This window comes from Fulverythrobacter fulvus, assembly GCF_037154085.1.
Taxonomy (GTDB): domain Bacteria; phylum Pseudomonadota; class Alphaproteobacteria; order Sphingomonadales; family Sphingomonadaceae; genus Andeanibacterium; species Andeanibacterium fulvum.
Map to the genome: position 1 here is coordinate 74,524 of NZ_JBANRM010000004.1, position 20,502 is coordinate 95,025.

Consider the following 20,502-nt stretch of genomic DNA (forward strand, 5'->3'; position numbering starts at 1 on the left):
AAATGCAAAAGCAGCATCTGGCTTCCTTCGCAAAATGCGGTTTCCGGCCGTTTCGCGAACTGGCACGCCTCTTGAAACAGTCCTGGCCAACAGGCGGCACGGAGCCGCCCGATGGAGGCAGGATCGTGAAGTACCGCAAACAGATTGCCGCACTCGCCATTATGACACTGGCCAGTGCCTGCGCGGCGGGACCGGCGCCAGCGAACTTGTCCGGAGCCGGCTGGGCTCCCGGCCAGATAGCAGGCAAAGACCACCCTCAGGGTGAGTGGGTCGCGCGCGCACCGGCGGCACCTGCCCCTGCAACAGCCTGCCTGGTGCAACAGCCCGCGGAGATTGCCGGGCTGCATCCCGCTGCCTGGTCCGAAATCGCAGACACCGCTGCTCCGCTCGCACCGGGCGACCGCCTGCGGATCGACCTGCTGGGCGACGCGGACGACTTGTCCGGCATTTATGTGATTGGAAGCGACGGACGCCTGTCCATGCCGGGGATCGCCCCTGTCGACGCCGCCGGGCGCTCCGAGGCCGATCTTTCGGCACTGCTGCGCGAACGACTGGTGACGGCACAGATCGTGCGCCCGCTGCGCAATGCGGTGACTGTATCCTTGGTCGAGTCTGGCGGAATCGCAGCCGGGGTTTCCGGCGCGGTGTTCCAGCCGGGTACAGTGCGCGTGGGCGAAAGGTCGGCGGAGACCCGCGTGGGTCTCAAGGAAGGCCCGGTGCGCGGGGACGACAATGCCTCTCGCACAATCGGCGCGGCCATTCGCAATGCGGGCGGCGTGCGCCCGGACGCGGACGTAGCCCATGTGTATCTTCTGCGCGACGGCGCCTATCTCGCAATCGACCTTTCCGGACTGGCCGCAGGCACCGGCGCTTCCGACGTCACGCTGACTTCGGGCGACCGGATCGTGGTGCCCAGCCGCAATTGTTTCGACGAAACGCTGGTTCGTCCCAGCCCGCTGACGGCGCCCGGCATCCGCGTCTACATGTCGAACCTCACACGTGGTGCGAACAACAATGCCGGCGCGGCCATCGGCCAGGAAAGCACGTCGCTGCCCTATGGCACCCGGCTGCTCCAGGCACTGGTTTCGATGAATTGCGTGGGCGGCAGCTACATGACGTCAGACCGGCGAGCGGTGCTGATTTCCCGCAATCCCCTGAACGGCGAGAGCATCGTGGTCGAACGCGACGTTGAAAAGCTGGTCCGCATGGCCAGCCGCGACGACGCCAACCCCTATCTGATGCCGGACGACGCGATTGCCTGCTACGACAGCCGCTGGACCAATCTCAGCGAGGCCCTGGGTATGGTCTCCAATCTGGTGAACACGGCCACTCCGGCGATCATCGTCTCGCGGGTGGGCAAATAATGAACATGTACGCCGATATCGCCCCGCCTCCACGGCGTCTCGCGCGCCTCTGGCATGTGGTGCGCGATGGGCTGCCCTCGGTAGGGCGCTATCGCCGCTACATCGCGGCAATGTCGCTCCCGCTCGGGGCGATCTGGCTCGTCACGGCAGCCTATCTCGCCATGGCGCCCGATCGCTACGAGAGCCGGATGTCGTTGATCCTGCCGGGCTCCGGCCCGGGCAGCACGCTCAATCTGGAATCCATCGGGCAGGCGAGCGGCAATGCCTCATCGCCCTTTTCCAGCTCAACGCTGAGCCCGACGGAGAACTACAAGCGGCTACTGCTTTCCGACCCGGTGCTGGGCGAAGCGGCCCGCAAGGCCGGGGAAGACGAAGCCGCCTTCCCTCAGCCCTCGATCAAGCTGATAGACCAGACGAACCTCATCGAGGTGACGATGCCCGCCGGCACGCCCCAGGTTGCCCAGAAGCGCATGCGTGCCCTGCGTGGGGCATTCCTTCAGGCGCTGGACAACTTGCGCCAGGACGAAGCCCGTGCCCGCGAGGAGAGCGATGCCGAGCATATCGCGCAATTACAGCGCAAGGTGGAAAGTGCCCAGCGGGCCTTGCTCGACTTCCAGGGCAAAACCGGCCTCGTCTCGCTCGACCAGTTCGCCAGCCGTATCTCTGCGCTCGATGAGCTGCGTACCAAGGAACGGGACCGGCGAGTGCAACTTTCCGAAAATAGCGCGAGTGAAGCGTCGCTGGCCCGTTCGCTGGGCGTTTCGCTGCCGCAGGCGCGGCAGGCCATGTTGCTGAAGGCCGATCCGGTGTTCCAGGAATTGCTGACCCGCTATGCCCGTTCGGCGGCCGACGGGACGCAGCAGGGCGCGACGCTGGGCAGTGCCCATGGCAAGATGGAGCAGCTCACCGCCGAGGGCGACGATCTGCGCGAGGCAATGGCGAAGCGCGGTTCGGCCCTGACCCGACTGCCCACCGCCAAGGTGCTCGCCTTTGCGGATCTTTCCGTCTCCGAAGGACGGGCCCGGCTGATGGAATCCTATGTCCTGCACGACAGCGATCGCAGCGGAAGCGCTGCGGCGCTTGCGGAAATCCATCGCCAGATCGGGCAGGAACAGGGCGTTTCGCAAAGGCTGGTGAAGGATGCCTCGCAACTGGCCGATCTGGTACGCGACGTACGGGTGACGGAGGCGGTGTTCAGTTCCGCCCTTGCCCGGCTGGACACCAACAAGGCCGATCCCTTCGCATCCTATCCGCTTGTCCAGACACTGGAAGCACCTTCCCTGCCTCGCAGCAAGGCCGCACCGTCGCCGCTGATCGCCCTTGCGGGCGCCATGGCGGCATCCATCCTCGTCATCTTCGGGTTCCTGCTGCTGTGGCTGCGCCAACCGATCATCCGCAAACTGCTGCCGAACGCCTGATCTCGGCCACCATCCAGTCGACCTGGGTGCTGTGGCTGATCGGCGGGCTCTATCCGGCGGGCCCGGCGCTGGGCTGGGTGCTGGCCGCGATGGCCAGCGCCCGGATCTACATCGCCCCCGGCCTGCCGGAAGAGCAGCGCCCCGGCCCGCTGCCTGCCACGATCTGGCTGTGGCTGGCAGGCATGGGCGCCATGCTGCTGATCCTGTGGATCGGCCATGCGAATTTCGATCTGGGCACCGGACAGACGATCAAGTCGTCGGTCGGCTGGGCCAAGGGCTGGGCCCTACTGGCCCTGTTCCCCTTTGCCGGAGCGGTCCTCAGGCCGCGCCCGCAGGTGATCTATCGCGCGATCTGCAAGCTGGGGCTCCAGTCGCTGATCCTGCTGCCCCTGTTCCTTGCCGCACCCTATGCAGGCCTGCCGGGAACCTTGTGGGTCTCCCCGCTCAAGATCGTGGGCGGATCGGGCCCCGAATATTTCGCCGCGATCCTCTATACGCTGGAACCCGGCGTCGGCACGCCCCGCTGGCAGTTCTTTGCCCCGTGGTCCCCCGCGGCGGGAATGGTGGCGGTGATCTACGTCCTGCTCGCCGCGCGCGATGCGAAGCCTTCCTGGCGCGCGGTGGGCATAGCGGCCGGCCTCGCGCTGGCGATCTTCTCCCAGTCGCGGCTGGCTCTGGTCGCAGTGCTGGCAATCCCGCCTTTCGTGCTCCTGGCCGCGCGGATTCACCGCCCGTCGAGCTGGATGGCCGCGGCACCGGCCGCCCTCTTCGCCGGCTTCTTCGGTCCGGCGATCAACGCTTTCATCGGCCGGATGGTCAATGACTTTGCCGCCGCACGCGCGGATTCCAGCCGCGTGCGCGCTGCCCTCGGCCGGATCGCACTCGACCGCTGGCAGACCGAGGCCCCGATCTTCGGCCATGGCGTGGTAGAGAACGGCCCGCATCTGGTGGAATATATGCCGATCGGCAGCCACCACACGTGGTTTGGCCTGCTGTTCGTGAAAGGCCTTTCCGGTGCGGCCGCGCTGGCCGTTCCGCTGTTCGCGAGCTTTGCCGTGCTGTTCTGGCGCGCGCGCGAAAGCGCGCTGCAGCGCGCCGGGCTTGCCATGGTCTGCGTGCTGATCCTCTACAGCTTCGGCGAAAATCTGGAGGCGCTGGCCTATCTCATCTGGCCCGCACTGGTAATCCTGGGCTGCGCCCTGGGCGAGAGACTTCACAAGGTTCACAAGGCCGCCTGAGCCCCCGCTACCGCTCGCCCGGCGCCCTTGCCGCCAGAAGCGTCCCCTCCCCCTGACCTAAGCACCCTGAACCGGACGCCCTGATCCGGGCCCTTCCCCCAAGCCCCTTCCCCCTCCTGCCCGGAAGCAGGACAAAAAAGGACCGGCCGGGCAAGGGGAGCCCGACCGGTCCGCGGTTCACCGGCTTCGTCAGGCCCGGTTGAGGGAAACCCGGGTGAAGAGATCCCGCCAGGCGAACCGTACCTGATTGCCGATCATGCGAGCCGTCGCCCTGCCGTTGAGGCCCATCTGGTCGAGCGGCATCAGGCGGAAGCGGCGGATGGCGGCCTCTATCGCATCGGCCGTATCCAGCCTGAGGCACAGCCCCGCACCGCCGACCTGCTCTGGCAGCCCGTCGATGTCCGCTACGAGGATGGGCCTGCCCGCCAGCCGGGCCTCGGTCGCGACCTGGCCATAGGCTTCCCACAGCGAGGGCATGACGATGGCATCGCATTGGGCAAGGAAGCCCGACAGATTCTTCACTTCGCCATGGAAGCGGATGTTGGCGGCATCGCCGGCAAGGCGGCGCAATTCCTCTTCCTGCTCGCCATAACCGCCGACGAGCAGTTCGATCTCCCCCGGACGGAAGCGCTTGCACGCCTCGATCAGCGGGCCGAAATTCTTCACCGGGGCCAGCCGCCCGTAGCAGCCGAGCCGCAGGACCTGCCCGTATTCCGGGGCGACCGGGGCCAGCCGCAGCAGGGCCTCCTTGCACGACCACGGATAGATCGTGCGGCAACGCGCTGCATCGATGTCCGCTGCCTGACGCAGCCAGCGTGCCTGCGCCCGCGATACGCACACCACCTCGTCCACGGATCGCTCCGAAAGCGCGAGCCGAAGCAAAGTGCGGAACCGCGCCTTCCTGGGCACGCGGCGCTTCTCATAGGCATGGGTATAGGTGTGCTCCACATGCACTACATGCGCGTGCGGATTGCGCTGCCGCAGCGTGCGGAAGAACAGCAAATTGCTCCAGGCAGGCGGGAAATGCGTGATGATCACATCCGCCTCCGGCAGTTGCGGCGCCATGCGCCAGCGCGGATCGAACGGCATCACCATGCTGTTGACCAGCTGGGCGATCAAGGGATCCTCGAACACGCGCAGGCCGTTGGTCACGCCGCCCATGCCGAAATCGTCGAGCAGATGGTAAACCCGCAACATCACGCAGCCTCCTTCAGATAGAGCCGGGCCAGCTGCCGGAAACGGTCCGGGCCCAGAAGATTGGCGACCAGGACCGCGCCGAGCGTGGTGACGGTCTTGACCGGTTCGGCCAGCACCATGCGGGGCCCGGCACGCAGCGCCCTGATCATCAATGTCCCGGCAAATTCGATATCGCCCAGCTGGATGGCCCGGCGTGCGAGGTAGCGCAGCTGATAGGCACGCGCGGATTTGCCATGTTGCATGGCGAATTCTGGCGCATAGGCGGCAACCTTGCGCAGCATGGCTTCCCAGCTGAGATATTGCTTCACGATATTGGCGGAGAGCGCGCCGGACACGATGCGATAATCGGTCAGCAGCCCCTCGATCCCCTCGAAGGCGACCTGATGGCGCACTGCCAGACGGACCCATAATTCGATATCCTCCGACTGGCGGAAGCTCTCGTCGAACCAGCACGGACGATCGGGCTCGCCCGGCATCGAAAAGGCAGCGCGATCGATATCGCGCCGGCGCAGCACTGCCGCACTGCCATTGCCCACCGGGTTGCGCTGCAGGATCAGCGCAGACGTGATCCGGGTCAGTTGCGGCCGCATGGCCACGGCCAGCGCGGTGCCGTGCCGATCCACCATGCGCGATCCGGCAAAGCTGACCCCGATGGCGCGGTTGGCCTCGAGATGGATGAAATGCAGCCGCAGCTTGTCGGGGTGAAAACAATCGTCGGAATCGAGCAGCGCGATGTAGTCCCCGCGCGCGCAGGCGATGCCGGTATTGCGCGCACCGGCAAGGCCGCGATTGGACTGCGACACGATCCGGATACGCGGATCGAGAAAGCTCCTGACGATATCCATCGAACCGTCGGTGCCGCCATCGTCTACCACGATGAGTTCGAAATCCGTGAAGCTTTGCTTCAGGACCGAGCGGATCGCGTCGGCCACATAGGCTTCGACATTATAGACCGGCATCACAACCGAAATACGGGGATTGGCCATGGGATATGCTCCTTTGGGATTGTGGCCGTCAGGCGAACAGGCGCTGGCGCAAGGTGCGCGGGATGAAAGGGCTGAAGGCCGCCCCTGCCAGTGTCAGGGCACCGCGCCGGAAGTCCTCGAGAAAGGCATGCGCATCGGCCCGCAGGCCGCGCAGGACGAAGCCCAGTGCGATGCCTGCCGGGCCGCCCGTGCGCAGGGCGCGCCGGGCAAGGTAACGGCAATAAAGCGCCTCTGCCCCCGAAAGGTCCGCGATGTGGCGATAACGGTCCGCCAGCATTGCCCAGCCGGCCAGCATCGCGCCGAGATCGGACGACAGGCCGCCTTCGCTCATCCGATAATCGACCAGCGTTTCCCCGATGCCTTGCAGATGAAAGCCCCGCTCGATCAGGCGGGCGAGCAGGTCCTGATCCTCCGCATGGGAAAGCGTCTCGTCAAAACCGCCCGCAGAGCAGAGCGCGGCGCGGGAAACCACGAGATTGGACGTGGTGCAGGACGGATTTTCGCCCAGCACCTGCTCCAGCGCGAGCAGGCCGGATGGAACGGTAGAATAGGTCCGCGCCGGGCCCATGCCGCGCCCGGCAGGCGGGCGGAAGGCGATCCGGGCAAAGCTGCCGGCCAGATCGCCCCGGCGTTCGTGCAGCAAGCGATGGCACAGCAGCTTGTCGGCGCACCACTGATCGTCGGCATCCAGAAAGGCGATAAACCGCCCGCGAGCCAGTTCGACCCCCAGATTGCGCGCGCTCGACACTCCGCCATTGTCGCGGCTGACCACGCGGATGCGATCGTCGCGATCCGCGTAATAGAGCATGCGGTGCAGCGTATCGTCGCTGGAGCCGTCGTCGATCAGCAGAAGCTCGAAATCTTCGCAATATTGCTCGAGGACGCTCTTGATCGCCTCGCCTACGGTGCCGGCGGCATTGTAGGCGGGCAGCACGACACTGAAAAACGGTTCGTTCATGACAGCTCTCCCTTGAGTGTGGCGATGTGGGATCCGGGAAAGGCGAGGCGCAGCGCGGGCAGGCAAAGCGCCAGAGCGAGACCTGCCGAATAACCGATGCAGGCCAGGGCGATGGAGTGGCTCGCACCCAGCGCCAGGCCGCCCAGGCCGAAGACCGTGGCCGTGGCCGCCATGCGCGTTTCGCGCAGCGGTTCGCCGTCGGCGCGATATTTCGCGCCCAGCATGGCCCCGCACATCAGCGGCAGCGCAGCCAGGCACAGCAGCGAGAGAAACGGGGCTGCCGACACCCATTTCGGACCGAACAGGATCGGAACGTAGATGGGAGCCAGCAGCCCCTGACAGGCGACGAGCAGGACCAAGGGGGGTAGTCCCAGAAGGAACGCCTGGCGCAGTTGCACCTCACGCTCCCGCTCGCCGCCTGCCCGGCACAGGCTGGGGAACAGCACTGTGCCGAAGGCGGTAATCAACGATTGCGAAATGCCGAGCCCGGCATTGAACGCGAAATAGTAGAGGCCCAGCGCATCGAGCCCGAGCATGGCGCCGACAATCAGCTTGTCCGCCTGCAACCGGGCAGCGGCCAGCATCTCGGAAGCAAGCACGGCGGGGCCATAGACCGCGAAGACGCGCCAATGGGCATAGCCGGCGGCAGGGCGCGGGGCCCAGGGGCGAGCCCGGCGGGCAAGCAGGGTCCAGACGGGCGCGGTCAGCAGCTTGGGCAGAACGATGGCCCAGGCGCTCGGCCAGATGAGGACGAGACCAAGGGTCAGCACATGGTCGGTCATGGTCTGCGTAGCGCCGATCCGCGCCGTCGCCCCCATCCGGCCTTCGCGCATGAGCAGGAATATCTGCACCAGCCCGGGCGGCATCAGCAGATAGACGCCGGAAAGGACGGCGAGCATCGCGGCAGCCTCTCGCTCGCCGGTGATGACCGCCAGCGCGGCGGCGGCGACAAGCTGGATCAGGGCGACGCAGACGCAGATCAGCCAGAATACCCGCTGTGCGGTGTTGCAGACGCGATCCAACTCGTCCGCACGTGCGGCGACGATGCGCTGCCCGACCCCGGCATTGGCGAGCACGCGGATCAGTTCGAACAGGCTGAGCGCGGCCGCAGCCGTCCCCAGCAGGGCCGGATCGGTCCGGCGGGCGATCACCAGGATGGTAACGATGCGCACCACCCGCGTCGCCGCCTCGGCCGATGCATAGGCAGCAAAGCCGCCGATCATCGGCCTCAGGGCGGGCGGTATCCGCGATGTAAGCGGCGCAAGGCGCATGGTGGACTCCTCAAGTTCAGTCCACCCTTCACAAGAGCCGTGCCATTTTATCTATTCATTTGAATTTTTAGAATTTTTCCAAAAATCGCAGCTCACCATCCGCTGAGTTTCGCTCATTGCAACGTCCACCCTCGCAAATTGCGAACCCCTCCGTCGCATTTTGCGAATTTTGCAGTATGGAAAATCAAGGCCACTGACGTACTGAATGCAAGTTATTGTAATAACGTAATTTTCTGAAACGGCACGATCGTTGCTGCTCCTCCTGTGTCTCGCACATCAGAGGAGTGCCCATTTGTGAAGCCGTTCTCCCCCCGCACCGCCCACCGGATCGATCCACTGTTCGGTCTGCCGCTGGTCAATGGCAGCCGCGACGCCATGGCTGCCGAGATTGCCGCTTGCGCACAGATCGGCGCCCCCTGCGTCATCAATTTCGTGAATGCGCATTGCGTGAATACACGTCGCTCCGACCCGACCTATTCCGCCGCGCTGGAGGCAAGCGACCTGCTGTTGCCCGATGGCAGCGGCATGCGCATCGCGGCCAGGCTCGCGGGCGTGCCCATGGGCGAGAACCTGAACGGAACCGACCTGTTTCCCGAAATCTGCGCCCGGCTGGCCCGCAGCGGCGATACGATCTTCCTGCTGGGCGGCCTGCCCGGCGTTGCCAGCGATGCGGCCGATGCCATGTGCCACCGTTTCCCCGGCCTGCGCTTTGCCGGGACGATGGACGGATATTTCACCCCGCAGGAGGAAGATGCCCTGATTGCCCGCATCAATGCCTCAGGCGCCGGCATTCTGATGGTGGGCTTCGGCGTGCCGCTGCAGGAAAAGTGGATCGAGCGCAATCGCTCGCGCCTTACGGTCCCGGTGCTGATGGGCGTCGGCGGCCTGTTCGACTATTACTCGGGCCGCATCGCCCGCGCGCCTCGCCCGGTCCGCGCGATCGGCTGCGAATGGGCCTGGCGCCTGGCGATGGAGCCGCGCCGCCTTGCCAGGCGCTATCTGCTCGGCAATGCAACCTTCCTGATCCACGCTGCCCTTCACGCCGCAAAGGCCCGCGGCCATGACGAGATCGCCTCGCTCGCCGCCAAGCGTGCGCTCGATCTGGTGGCGACCTCCATCGCCCTGCTCCTGCTCGCGCCGCTTTTTCTTGCGACCGCGCTGGCGATCAAGCTCAACGACGGTGGCCCCGTATTCTTCCGCCAGGTGCGTATCGGCGAGGGTGGCCGCAATTTCTCCATGCTCAAGTTCCGTTCGATGCGTGTGGATGCCGAAGCGAGGCGGGCCGCCCTGCTCGCGCAATCGGAGCGAGACGGCACCTGCTTCAAGATGAAGCGCGACCCGCGCATTACCCGCGTCGGATGGTTCCTGCGCCGCTTCTCGATCGACGAACTGCCGCAGCTCATCAACGTGCTGAAAGGCGAGATGTCGCTGGTCGGGCCCCGCCCTGCCCTGCCTGCCGAGGTCGAAACCTATGGCACCGCCGCCTGGCCGCGCCTGCGGGGCAAGCCCGGCATCACCTGCATCTGGCAAGTCAGCGGACGCGCGGATATCGAGTTCGGCCGTCAGGTCGCGATGGACCGCGCCTATTTCGCTCGACGCACGCTGGCGACCGATCTGGCCCTGCTTGCCCGCACACTGCCCGCCGTGGTCAGCGGCCGGGGCGCCTATTGATCCTCGATCAGCCTCGCGAACAGATCGCCGCTGCCCGCAAGGGTGGCGGCGATCGCCTCTTCCAGGGGGGGCAGGGTTCTTGATGCGGACGACAAGGGCCGTTCACGCAGTTCACTCAGCTTTTCAAGGATGGCTACTGCGCCGACATTCACGGCCACTCCCTTGAGGCTGTGTGCAGCGCGTTTCACCTCTTCCTCGTCCCCCGCCTTGACCGCTTGGCTGATGGCGGCGCCATAGGTCGCGATATCGGCGTGCACGGCCTCAAGCAGAGGCTTGCGATAGGCTTGCGGCAAGGCGAGGAAGGCCTTGCGGAAGGCAACGACATCGATCAGCGCCGATGCGGCCGCCCCGGCATTGCCGGCCGAGATGGACGTCAGCAAGGCGGCACGCAGGGCATCCCTGCGCACCGGCTTGGTCAGGCAAGCCGACATGCCGGCCGCCAGCATCCGTTCCCGCTCCTCCTGCAGGCCATGGGCAGTGATCCCGATGATCGGCGTGCGCGATACCGGCCCTTCCAGGCTGCGGATCGCCCTTGTCGCCTCTTCGCCGCTCATGACCGGCATCATCACATCCATCAGGATCACATCGAAGCCGCCATGGCGCACTGCATCGAGCGCCTGCGCACCGTTTTCTGCCGTCTCGGTAATGCAGCCCATCGCTTCCAGTTGCTGCACCATGACGTAGCGATTGGTCGCGGTATCCTCCACCACCAGAATGGCAGGAGCCTCACCCGCCGCGGTCCGCAGCACGGGTTTGCGTTCCACACTTTCGGTTGGAAGATCGCATTCCCGCAGCGGAATTTCGACGATTAACTCGTCCCGGTGACCCGGCGGCACACGGAAATGCCCCCCCATCGCCAGCACCAGCCTGCAGGCCACGCGAATTCCGGGCAGGCGAATAGTGGAGGGATCGCTTGCAGCCAGATCGTCCGCCCAGCCCTCGGCGCCAGTTCCGGTGATGGAAAGCGAGAGCCCGCCCGACCAATCCGCCCGCAGGGCAACGCTTTCGGCCCCCGACGAGAAGGCCTGATCCACCAGCATTTGCAGGATTTCACGCAACCCATGCGCATCGCCCAGCACAGCGGCGGGGATTCGGGGCGAGATCTCGACCGTCAGGCCTTTCGCGGCGGCCGGATGGTTCGCCTCCCAGAAATCATGCAGCCGCCCGAGTTGCGCAGCAAGATCGAGCGGCATCGAGACGATCACACGCGGCGGCGAGGTCCCTTCCGCTTCCTCGGTCAGCGCCTCGATCAGGGCAACCAGCTGGCCGCTGGCATAGGACGCCATACGCACCTGATGAGCGGCTTCCTCCGGCAAGTCCTGTTCTTCCAGCAAGGAAACTATTCCGCTCAGCGCATCGAGCGGCGTCCGCAACTGATGGCTGATCGCGGACAGGAAGCGGGTGCGCGCGGAAAGCGCCCGCTCGGCCTCCAGCCTCGCTGCCTCCAACTGCCTGGTCAGACTGTCCAGTTCGCGCACGCGCCGTTCCGCTCGCAGGCGCAGCGCCTTCATTTCGCGCGCCGTGCGCCGGGCCTCGGTTACATCCTTGACGCTGCCATAGAGGGTGAAGGAGGTGCCGTCGGGCTCCATCTCACGCCGGACGGACCAATGGAGCCAGCGCATCTGCCCATCCGGACGGACGAGGCGGTGCTCCATTTCGTGATCCGTGACCGAGGGATCGGAGGCGAGATAGGCCTCCCACGTATCGAAGACGCGCTGCAGGTCCAGAGGATGGATAAGGTGGGCCGCATCTTCGGGCGAAACCTTGCCCTGCCCCTCCAAGCCAAGGATGGCGGCCAATTCTTCCGAGGAACTGAAATTCGCGCCGTTCTCCGAATGAAACGTGGCGATACGCGCAGTGCGCTGCGCGGTCAGCAGCTTGCGGCTTTCTACGTCCAGCCGCCGCGAAAGCGCCTGTTCCTTGCTGCGCAAATCCCGGTTGGATTGATCGAGTTCGATCATGCGCGCCAGCAACGCCGCCTCTGCGTCATGCAGGGCCTTCTCGGTCCGCCGGAGCCGCCGGGTAAGTATCTCCGCTCGCTGATCCAGCGGCAGATCGTCAAGGGGCGTCGGGATGAAATTCGTCATAGCCGGACTGCCTCGCGCAAAGCGTCGAGTTCGATGGGTTTGAAGATCATACGGATTCCGGCGTCGGCAAGCTGCTGACGCATCGCCATGTTCTCCTGCGACACAAGGGCGAGCAAATGCCCCGATGCAATGCTCGCCCATTCCTGGGGATCGGTCTCGTCGGCATCGAACACCACCAGCTCCCCTTCGCCGGTGCCATCGCAAAGCCTGGCGACGCCCTTCGTCGCATAGCCGAGTTCAGCCACCAATGCTTCGGCCGTGATACGCGCACTTGCGCTGGACGCGACGATGAGAGCGTCCTTCCCTTTGCCGGGACGGCGAATATCCGCGCCTTTTGCCGTGCCCAGCGGCAGGCGCAGGCTGAAGCGGCTTCCCTTGCCTTCCGTGCTCTCGACCTCGACCGCACCATCCATTGCCTGAGCCAGACGGAGGGAAATCGCGAGCCCCAGGCCGGTTCCGCCGAAGCGGCGCTCCGTTGAAGCCTCCGCCTGTTGGAACGACTTGAAAATTTGCGACAGCCGGTCCTGAGGGATACCGATGCCGGTGTCTTCCACTTCGATCACCAGTTCCAGTATGTCCGGCGCCTCCAGCGGCCGGCAACTGCAGCGCAGGTCCACTCCGCCCTGGCTGGTGAACTTGATCGAATTGGACAGGAAGTTGGCAACGATCTGCTGGATGCGTGCCGGATCGCCGATCAGCCGGCGGCCGCAATCGTCCGACATGGTAAGGGAAATTCCCTTGCGCCGTGCCAGCGGGCGGAACAACTCGGTTACCCGCGCCATCAGGTCCTGCGTATCGAATTCGATCTTTTCGATCGTGAAGGAACCGCTCTCGATCCGGGCATCCTGCAGCACATCGTCCAGCACGCGCATCAGCGCGTCGGCGGAATCCTCGATCAGCTTGAGCGCGAGCGCCCGCTTGGAAGCGGACTGCTCGCGCTTCATCTGGTCCAGCAGGCCGAGAATGCCGGTCATCGGCGTGCGGATTTCGTGGCTCACCGTGGCGAGAAGGTCCCGGCGCATGTCGGCGGCAGCCTGAGCGGCATCGCGCGCAGCCACCAGCCGGGCCTCGGACTCGACCCGCTGGGTAATATCGCGCGCAATGCCGAACAGTCCGCGCGGCACCCCGCCGTCCATGCCCGGCGATAAGGGGCTCGCCTTGACATATGCCGTTCGGCGGCGGCCCTGCTTGTCGATGAGATCGAACGTGGTTTCGAAGGGTGCGAGTTGCAGCCGCGCCCGGTGCAGCACTTCCAGTACCCGCCGCCGATCTTCCGGTGCGATCAGCTTCCCGACCTCGCGGAAAGTGATCTCCTTGCCGTGCGGATAGCCGTAAAGGTCGCATACCCATTTCGAAAGCCGGACCGTGAGGCGCTGCGTATCGACCAGGAAATGGCCGAGTTGCGCAGTGCTTTCCGCCAGTTCGAGAAAGCTCACGCTTTCCTCGATCTGCATCATGCGCTCACGCTCTTCGGTCACGTCGCGGATGATGTAGGCAAAGCCCAGTGCTTCGCCTTCGGGGCCGATCAGGGCATCCGCGCTGTCATTGGCCCAGAACTCGCTTCCATCGCTGCGATAACGCACCGCATCTTCCGAAATCCGCCCCTCGCGCGCTGCGCGCACGAGGAATTCCATATAGCGCCATTCGCCCCTGCCGCCCGGACCGAACACGCCGGCAAGCCCATCGGGCCGAGCCTCGGGTTTCCACCCGAGCATCCGGTATGCCCCCTGGTTGGCGCGAATGATCCGCCCATCCTTGTCGAGCAGGACGATCCCGTAATCGGATACGGCATCGACCAGCGTATCGAAGGAGCGGGAGAGGCTCGCACGCTCCCAGTCGATACGGTGCTCCATTTCCTGGAAAGCGAGGCCGAGCCGCTTAATCTCATCGACAGGTGGGTCGGATTGCGCCTTGGCATCGCTTTGGCCGGACAGGGCCGCAATGGCATCGGCCCTCTCCGCAAGGCTGGCAACCGGACGGGCGATGTGGCGATTGATGAACCACAAGGCCACCGCAATGAATACCAGGGCCCCGATCGTGCCTGCCAGCAACAGCGGCAATGCCAGATCGAACGCCGCCGCGCGCACGCGCTGCCCAGGGATCAGGGAAATGACCACCCAGTTCGGCCTTTCGAGCCGCGCCATGGAGACATAGGCATCGAGCTCGGGCGAATAATCTTCGAAATCGTTGCGCTTTTCCGCCTTTACGAAGTTCCACAAGGCCTTCAGATGCGGCTCCTTCGTACTGTCGAGATCGAGGAAACGCTCCGTCTCCCGGCTTGACTGCACGGTGTAGTCCGGATGGCGGATCAGTCGGCCGTCATCGGCGATGATGATGTTCTGGACGCCGGGAACGTCCGTCCGCAGGTCCTTCAGCAGACTGTCGAGCAGAATGCTGCTGCCCCACGCGCCCAGGTGGCGCCCCCCGGTGCGCATCGGCGTCATGCAGCCGGTGGTCCACATATAGCCGCCACGGCTGTAGAGGATCTGCGTCAGGCTGGTGCAACGCATCGCGCCCGAAGGGTTCGCCTTGGGCAGCGTGATGGCCGAGAACTCCAGGTCCTGGAAATCGAGGTCCGCCGGGGCGTTCTTGCGATAGAAATTGAGCTGGTCCTCGCGCTTGGGTGCGTACATCACCAGATCGTTATCGGTCGAAAAGTAATAGAGGCTTTCGACCGACGGCCCGAGCCCCTCCGTCATGGCGCGCAACGTGTCATAGGCTGCCAGGATCGTCTTCCGGCGCTCGGGAGGGATATCTTCGCCCGAAATGAACGCCCCGATGCCCCTTGCCGGGATACCGTTCTGCTGATCTCCGTTCCACAATGCCTCCGCGCTGCGGCGGCTGCCGTCACCCTTCTTCGGGAACAATCGGTCGAAGCGGGCAGAAGTGTCGCTCTCGTCCTTCAGGGCGAGACGCATGAGTTCACGGGCACGTGCCTCGGTCTTGCGGATTTCGCCGATATGGCGTTCGACTTCTGACTCCGCCTCGACCCGCGCGGTGCGCAGCAAATCCACCGAGCGGATAATCTCGCGGTCGCGCGCGGCATCGTAGGCCATCCAGGTCAGCAGCCCGAACGCCAGCAGCGCGAGCGGCACGATAAGCAGAATGGCTTTCTGCGACAGGCGCATCCAGGCTCCCTGCCAACCGGTTTCCCGACCTGCTCGGATGAGCATGGCCGTCGGATCAGGCCAGCCTAAAGAACAGACCTAAATTCAACTTCGTTTCATATTGTCCAGATCGAATACGGACCGTCAATTACTAACAGCCAATTCTTAATAAACACCGGCTTGACCGTGCGATCCGCAACCGACCAGGCCTCTTGTCACACGCCCTTGCGGCAATCGATGCAAGCCGAACGCAAAGGGGCGCCGGGATCGCTCCCGACGCCCCTAGCAGGCTGACTGACCTTGCCTTAGAAGCTCTTGCTCACCGAAACGCCGATGGTACGCGGCCGTACTGTAAGGCCCTGGCGGACGAACAGCACCGAAGGCCGCTGGATCACGGTCTGGTCATTGGTGATGTTCTTCACGAAGGCCGCCAGCTTCAGGCCATCGAAATCGAACCCGATGTCCAGATTGCCCACCCAGTAATCCGGGCGTTCATAGTCCAGATCGGCCGTGTTGAAGCTGCCATGGCTCTTGCCAGTATAGGTCCAGTTGGTGCTGAGATAGAAGCTGGCCTTGTCCGAAATCGGCCGGTCGTAATCGAGGCCGAGAGTGAGCGTCTTTTCAGGAACGGCCAGCACCTTCTGCCCCTTCTGGGCGGCCGAGCCTTCGGCTTCCTTGGTGATCTCCGCATCGGTGATGCCGCCGGCAGCCCGCAGGGTCAGCTCGTCGGTCACCCGCGCCATGATCTCCAACTCGCCGCCCTGGCTGCGCGCATCGCCGGCATTGGAGGTGATGACATAGCCGCAGGAGGCAAGACGCAGCTGCTGCTGGATGTTGCTCCAGTCGATCCGGTAAAGCGAGGCGTTCACCATCAGGCGGTTGCCGAACAGCGACGACTTCATGCCGCCTTCATAGGCCCACAGGGAGTCGGAACCGAAGGACTTGGCCTTGTCCGCACTCAGCCCCAGCTCTTCGATGGCGCTGCCGCAATAGGTCGGCAGGGCATTGTTCTGTCCGCCCAGGCGGAAGCCCTTGGTGGCACTGGCATAGAAGCTGAGATTGTCGGTGACGGCGTAGTTCAGGGCGAATTTCGGCGTCAGCGGGCTTTCGTCGGACTTCGCCGTCTCATAGGCGGGCGCGCCCGCGGCCAGCCAGCCGCCTTCGTTCATCTCATACTTCGTCCAGGCCTTCACCTGGCGCACGCCTGCCGTGAGCTTCAGCCCCTTGGCCAGCATGAGCGACCCTTCGGCGAAGGCAGCGATCTGGTCCAGCTTGCGGGTGGAATGGAAGTACCCCAGCAGGTCATCGGGCGCTTCGTAGCCGATCAGGTCTTCGACAGTGGTGTCGTAAAGATCGGCGACCGCATCGTTGAGGCCATAGACATATTCATCGTCGAGCGAGCGGGCCTCAAGCGAGTTGAGATAGACGCCCACCTGCCACTCGAAGGGCTTGCCGGACTTCTCGATCGAAGGCGAGGCGAAGCGCAGTTCCTGCGCCCAGTTCGAGACCTGGTCATTATTCGCCAGCACGCCCGGCAGGGCCGCAATCGTATCGTAACCGGTGCCGAAATCGGGATCGATCTCCCAAGCGACATATTCGCTGTCATAGATCGTGGCGTCGAACCGGCGGTCGAACGTGCGGTTCATGTAGGAGGTGATCGAGGTCAGCGTGTAATCGCCGAAGGTCTTCTCGATGGTCAGGCTGGGAACGTACAACTCGTCGCGGCTCGGCTCGGGCACCAGCCGGTCGACCTGGAAGCGCGGCAGGGAGAGCTTGAAGATATTGGTATCGTCGCTCTTCACATATTGCCACTGCAGCGCGGGGGTGATGGTGAGGCTATCGCTCGGCTGCCACAGCAGAGTGGCGCGCACGGCGTGGTAGCGTTCGGAATCGATATTCTTGTCGATCACGTCGCCGCTGCCGTCCACCCGGTCGACAAAGCCGCTCTGATAGCCGGTTTCGCCAGCGATACGCAGGGCGGCGTTTTCGCCCAGAGGCAGGTTGATCGCCCCGCCTACGCGGTAATTGGCATCGCCGCCTTCCGTGAAGGACAGTTCGCCCGAAGCATCGCCTTCGACCGCGCCGAGCGTCGGCTTGGAGGTGATGAAGCGCAGTGTGCCGCCCAGCGAGCTGTCGCCATAAAGCGTGCCCTGCGGGCCGCGCAGCACTTCCACCCGGTCGATATCGAACAGGCGGGGAAGAGTGGCGCCAGTGAAGAACTGGTTCGGGAAAGTGAGCGACACATCGTCGAGATAGACGCCCACAGTGGCCGAACCGGAGGCCGAGGAGACACCGCGCAAGGCGATGCGGCTCATGCCCGAAGTACCGGAATTGGTGAAGGAAAGGCCGGGAACGGCGCGGGAAAGATCGGCATAGTCAGTGACATGGCTCTTTTCGAGCAGGTCGGCATCGAGCACGCTGATGCTCACCGGCACTTCGAGGATACTCTCGGCGCGCTTCTGCGCCGTGACCATGATAACGCCGCTGTCATCGGCGGGGGCGGCGTCCTGCGCCTGGGCAATGCCCGGCAGAACGAATGTGGCAGCGCTGGCGAGAGCCGCGAGTTTCAGGCCCGGAACCGGGCGGGAACGGGTAGTGTGAAGCCGAAGCGGCCGGTTGATCCCAAGAAGCATGGCATAGCCCTCACTTTATGTAGTGTTTCAATCCTCCTGTTGCCGTCCTGCTACGTGCGCCCCACGGTCTGTGCCGCTTCGGGGCCTTATGTTATCCGCCGCGTTGCCCGGTCCGCCTTTCGGCTGCCTGCCTTGTCCCCCGGAGCCAGGTCTTTGCCTGCCTTGCCGCGGGTTTCGCTGCGGAAGTGAGGGTTACAGAGTTTGCCAAACGAAAAATGCCGCCAGCCACAATGTTAGTTACCGGTTTTGCGAAGTGAACCCGGGGCACAAGCCCACGCATTTCCATGACGATCGGCAGGTTTCCGACCTTGAGGCCCACTGCCAGCGGCGTTGCTTTCACCATAGTTGCATCAAAGCGCAAGCAACCTTGCTTCACCGGCTATTTCAGCCGCCGCTGCGTAGCGCCATCCATGGGAAGAGAATGGAATAAGTGGGGACCCGCCGCATGAGCGAGCCAGTAAAACAGCCGAAACCGATGATCGTAGGCCGCCCGGTACTGGTGGTAATCGACGTCCAGAAGGGCAGCTTCACCGATTGGGAGCCGAGCGAGCGGCTTCCCATGCTGCCTGACCGGATCGAGCGCATGCACCGCGTGCGCCCGGTAGTGGACGCAGCGCGCGCGGCCGACATTCCGGTCGTCTTCTTCAAGGAAGTCCACCGCCCCAACCTGATCGACTTCGGCCGTGAACTGGACGGTACCGAGAACGTCCACTGCCTGGAAGATTCGCCCTATAGCGAGGTAGCGATCGAGGAACTGGGCATCCGTCCGGACGATTACGTTCTCGCCAAGCGGCGCTATTCCTGCTTCTTCGGCACCGATCTGGAAATCCTGCTCAAGGGGCTCAAGGCCGATACGCTGATCCTGACCGGCGGCTTCACCGACGTGTGCGTGCACTACACCTTCGTCGATGCCCACCAGCACGATTATTACTGCCGCGTGGTGGAAGATTGCACCACTGCCTCCTCGCCCCCGGCACATGAGGCTGCGCTCAAGGCGATGGAATATCTCCAGATGGGCGCGATCCGCACTTCGGACGAAGTGATGCAGGCCTTCTCCGCCCGCGATTACGCCCCGGCGGAATGACAGGAAAGCCAACCGCAGAGGAACGGCACGCATCATGAGCAGCTCCACCGCAAATCCCTATGCCGCACGCGATCATGCCCGCGCGCAAGGGGGAACAAGGGTGGAGGCCATGCCCACCCTGCCCGCCGGCGATGCCGACGCGATCCCCGCCAATATCGCACCCGAGGCGATGATCTGGGCCGAAACCGTCGCGCCGGGTGGTTATACTTCCAAGATCGTGCGGCGAGGCGCGCGGATCGAGCTGACCGATCTGGAAGGCGATGGCTGCATTTCGCTGCTGGCCTTCAATGCCGAATTTCCGACCGAACGGCTCAACGTGGCCGATACGGTGAAGATCCAGTGGAACGGCTATCTTGAAGCCGGGCGTTTCATCCTGTCGGATATGGGGCGCGTGATGCTGTCTATCCTTGAGGACGAGGCCGGCACGCATGACACGTTCTGCGGCGCTTCGAACGAGGCATCCAATGCCCGCAAATATGGCGCGGGGGACAATTACGGCCCCCATCCCAATGCGCGCGACAGGTTCCGGATCGCGGTGGCCAAATATGGCCTCGGCCGCAAGGACATCCACCCCTGCATCAACCTGTTCAAGGGCGTGCGGATCGAGGAAGACGGCGCGACCACGCCGGTCGCCGGCCCCTTCGCGCCGGGCCGGAAATTGCTGCTGCGCGCCGAAATGGACATGATCCTGGTCATGGCGAACTGCCCCCACGTGCTCGACCCGCGCGAGAGCTATTCCGCGACGCCCGTGATGATCCGGGCCTGGCGCGGGCCGGTGACAGGCCCTGCCGACGCGATCCGCACCGGCACGCCCGAAGGACTGCGCGCCTTCCTCAACACCGAAGACTATTACACGAGGTGAGCACCATGGCCCAAACCGCTGCCGGAACTATCGTCCATGACGAAACCGTCCCCGCCCGTGCGCCCTGGATGCATGATTTGAAGGCTGGGCAGGTGCTGGAGATCATCGACCTTGAGGGCAATCAGGCGGTCGATTTCCTGCTCTACAACAGCCATGACGATGCGGAACGCTACAGCGCGCAGGATACGATCGCGGCGCAAGGCAACATCTTCCTGCGCACCGGCAGCAAGCTGCTGTCCAACGAAGGCAATCCGATGATGCGGATCGTCGGTTCCACCGTGGAATATCACGACACGATTGGCGGTGCCTGTTCCTGCGAGTCCAACACCTTGCGCTATGGCCACCACACGCGCCACCAGCATGCCTGCGTGGACAATTTCCTTGAGGCCAATTCCCGCGCCGGACGCAACAAGCGCGACATGGTATCCAACATCAATTTCTTTATGAACGTGCCGGTGGAAGCGGACGGCACGCTGGGGATCGTCGACGGAATCTCGGCGCCCGGCCTGTCCGTCACGCTGGAGGCGCTGATGGATGTGACCGTGGTCGTCTCCAACTGCCCGCAGATCAACAATCCCTGCAACGGCTTCAACCCCACGCCCGTGCGGATGATCGTCCGCCAGTAA

14 protein-coding genes are annotated in these 20,502 nt (G+C 64.3%); 7 read left to right on the forward strand and 7 right to left on the reverse strand.

Annotated features, from left to right (window positions below):
- The first annotated feature begins 314 nt into the window (after nt 1–314).
- Genes WFP36_RS12540 through WFP36_RS12550 form a run of 3 tightly spaced genes read left to right on the forward strand, consistent with a single transcriptional unit; the run spans nt 315 to nt 4,020 of the window.
- Nucleotides 315–1,364, forward strand: a complete 1,050-nt coding sequence (locus WFP36_RS12540; protein WP_336980853.1) for a polysaccharide biosynthesis/export family protein — start codon at nt 315–317, stop codon at nt 1,362–1,364.
- On the forward strand, nt 1,364–2,782 hold the full coding sequence (locus tag WFP36_RS12545; RefSeq protein ID WP_336980854.1) for a GumC family protein: 1,419 nt from the start codon (nt 1,364–1,366) through the stop codon (nt 2,780–2,782). The genes WFP36_RS12540 and WFP36_RS12545 overlap by 1 nt, the downstream gene beginning before the upstream one ends.
- On the forward strand, nt 2,737–4,020 hold the full coding sequence (locus WFP36_RS12550) for an O-antigen ligase domain-containing protein (protein WP_336980855.1): 1,284 nt from the start codon (nt 2,737–2,739) through the stop codon (nt 4,018–4,020). The genes WFP36_RS12545 and WFP36_RS12550 overlap by 46 nt, the downstream gene beginning before the upstream one ends.
- Before the next feature lie 189 nt (nt 4,021–4,209).
- Here the strand turns inward: WFP36_RS12550 and WFP36_RS12555 are convergent, their stop codons facing one another.
- The 4 genes from WFP36_RS12555 to WFP36_RS12570 are packed head-to-tail and all read right to left on the reverse strand — an operon-like array spanning nt 4,210 to nt 8,432.
- Nucleotides 4,210–5,217, reverse strand: a complete 1,008-nt coding sequence (locus WFP36_RS12555; protein WP_336980856.1) for a glycosyltransferase family 4 protein — start codon at nt 5,215–5,217, stop codon at nt 4,210–4,212.
- Nucleotides 5,217–6,203, reverse strand: a complete 987-nt coding sequence (locus WFP36_RS12560; protein ID WP_336980857.1) for a glycosyltransferase family 2 protein — start codon at nt 6,201–6,203, stop codon at nt 5,217–5,219. Before WFP36_RS12560 ends, WFP36_RS12555 begins: the two co-directional genes overlap by 1 nt.
- Before the next feature lie 28 nt (nt 6,204–6,231).
- Complete coding sequence (locus tag WFP36_RS12565) at nt 6,232–7,161, reverse strand: glycosyltransferase family 2 protein (protein WP_336980858.1); 930 nt, start codon at nt 7,159–7,161, stop codon at nt 6,232–6,234.
- On the reverse strand, nt 7,158–8,432 hold the full coding sequence (locus WFP36_RS12570; protein ID WP_336980859.1) for an oligosaccharide flippase family protein: 1,275 nt from the start codon (nt 8,430–8,432) through the stop codon (nt 7,158–7,160). Before WFP36_RS12570 ends, WFP36_RS12565 begins: the two co-directional genes overlap by 4 nt.
- Before the next feature lie 294 nt (nt 8,433–8,726).
- Between WFP36_RS12570 and WFP36_RS12575 the strand changes: the two genes are divergently transcribed.
- Entirely contained in the window at nt 8,727–10,103 is a 1,377-nt protein-coding gene (locus tag WFP36_RS12575; protein WP_336980860.1) for a WecB/TagA/CpsF family glycosyltransferase, read from the forward strand.
- On the opposite strand, the gene WFP36_RS12580 is transcribed toward WFP36_RS12575, so the two are convergent.
- The 3 genes from WFP36_RS12580 to WFP36_RS12590 form a co-directional block, all read right to left on the reverse strand.
- Nucleotides 10,097–12,190, reverse strand: coding sequence for a response regulator (locus WFP36_RS12580; protein ID WP_336980861.1), 2,094 nt, complete (start codon nt 12,188–12,190; stop codon nt 10,097–10,099). The two genes, WFP36_RS12575 and WFP36_RS12580, sit on opposite strands and share 7 nt — an antisense overlap.
- Nucleotides 12,187–15,318, reverse strand: coding sequence for an ATP-binding protein (locus tag WFP36_RS12585; protein ID WP_336980862.1), 3,132 nt, complete (start codon nt 15,316–15,318; stop codon nt 12,187–12,189). Before WFP36_RS12585 ends, WFP36_RS12580 begins: the two co-directional genes overlap by 4 nt.
- A gap of 284 nt (nt 15,319–15,602) precedes the next feature.
- Entirely contained in the window at nt 15,603–17,930 is a 2,328-nt protein-coding gene (locus WFP36_RS12590) for a TonB-dependent receptor (RefSeq protein WP_336980863.1), read from the reverse strand.
- Between the two features lie 445 nt (nt 17,931–18,375).
- On the opposite strand from WFP36_RS12590, the gene WFP36_RS12595 reads away from it, so the two are divergent.
- From WFP36_RS12595 to WFP36_RS12605, 3 genes are read left to right on the forward strand one after another with little or no spacing between them, the layout of a single operon-like run.
- Nucleotides 18,376–19,014, forward strand: a complete 639-nt coding sequence (locus WFP36_RS12595; protein ID WP_336980864.1) for a cysteine hydrolase family protein — start codon at nt 18,376–18,378, stop codon at nt 19,012–19,014.
- Between the two features lie 34 nt (nt 19,015–19,048).
- On the forward strand, nt 19,049–19,876 hold the full coding sequence (locus WFP36_RS12600; protein WP_336980865.1) for an urea amidolyase associated protein UAAP1: 828 nt from the start codon (nt 19,049–19,051) through the stop codon (nt 19,874–19,876).
- Between the two features lie 5 nt (nt 19,877–19,881).
- Nucleotides 19,882–20,502, forward strand: a complete 621-nt coding sequence (locus WFP36_RS12605) for an urea amidolyase associated protein UAAP2 (protein ID WP_336980866.1) — start codon at nt 19,882–19,884, stop codon at nt 20,500–20,502.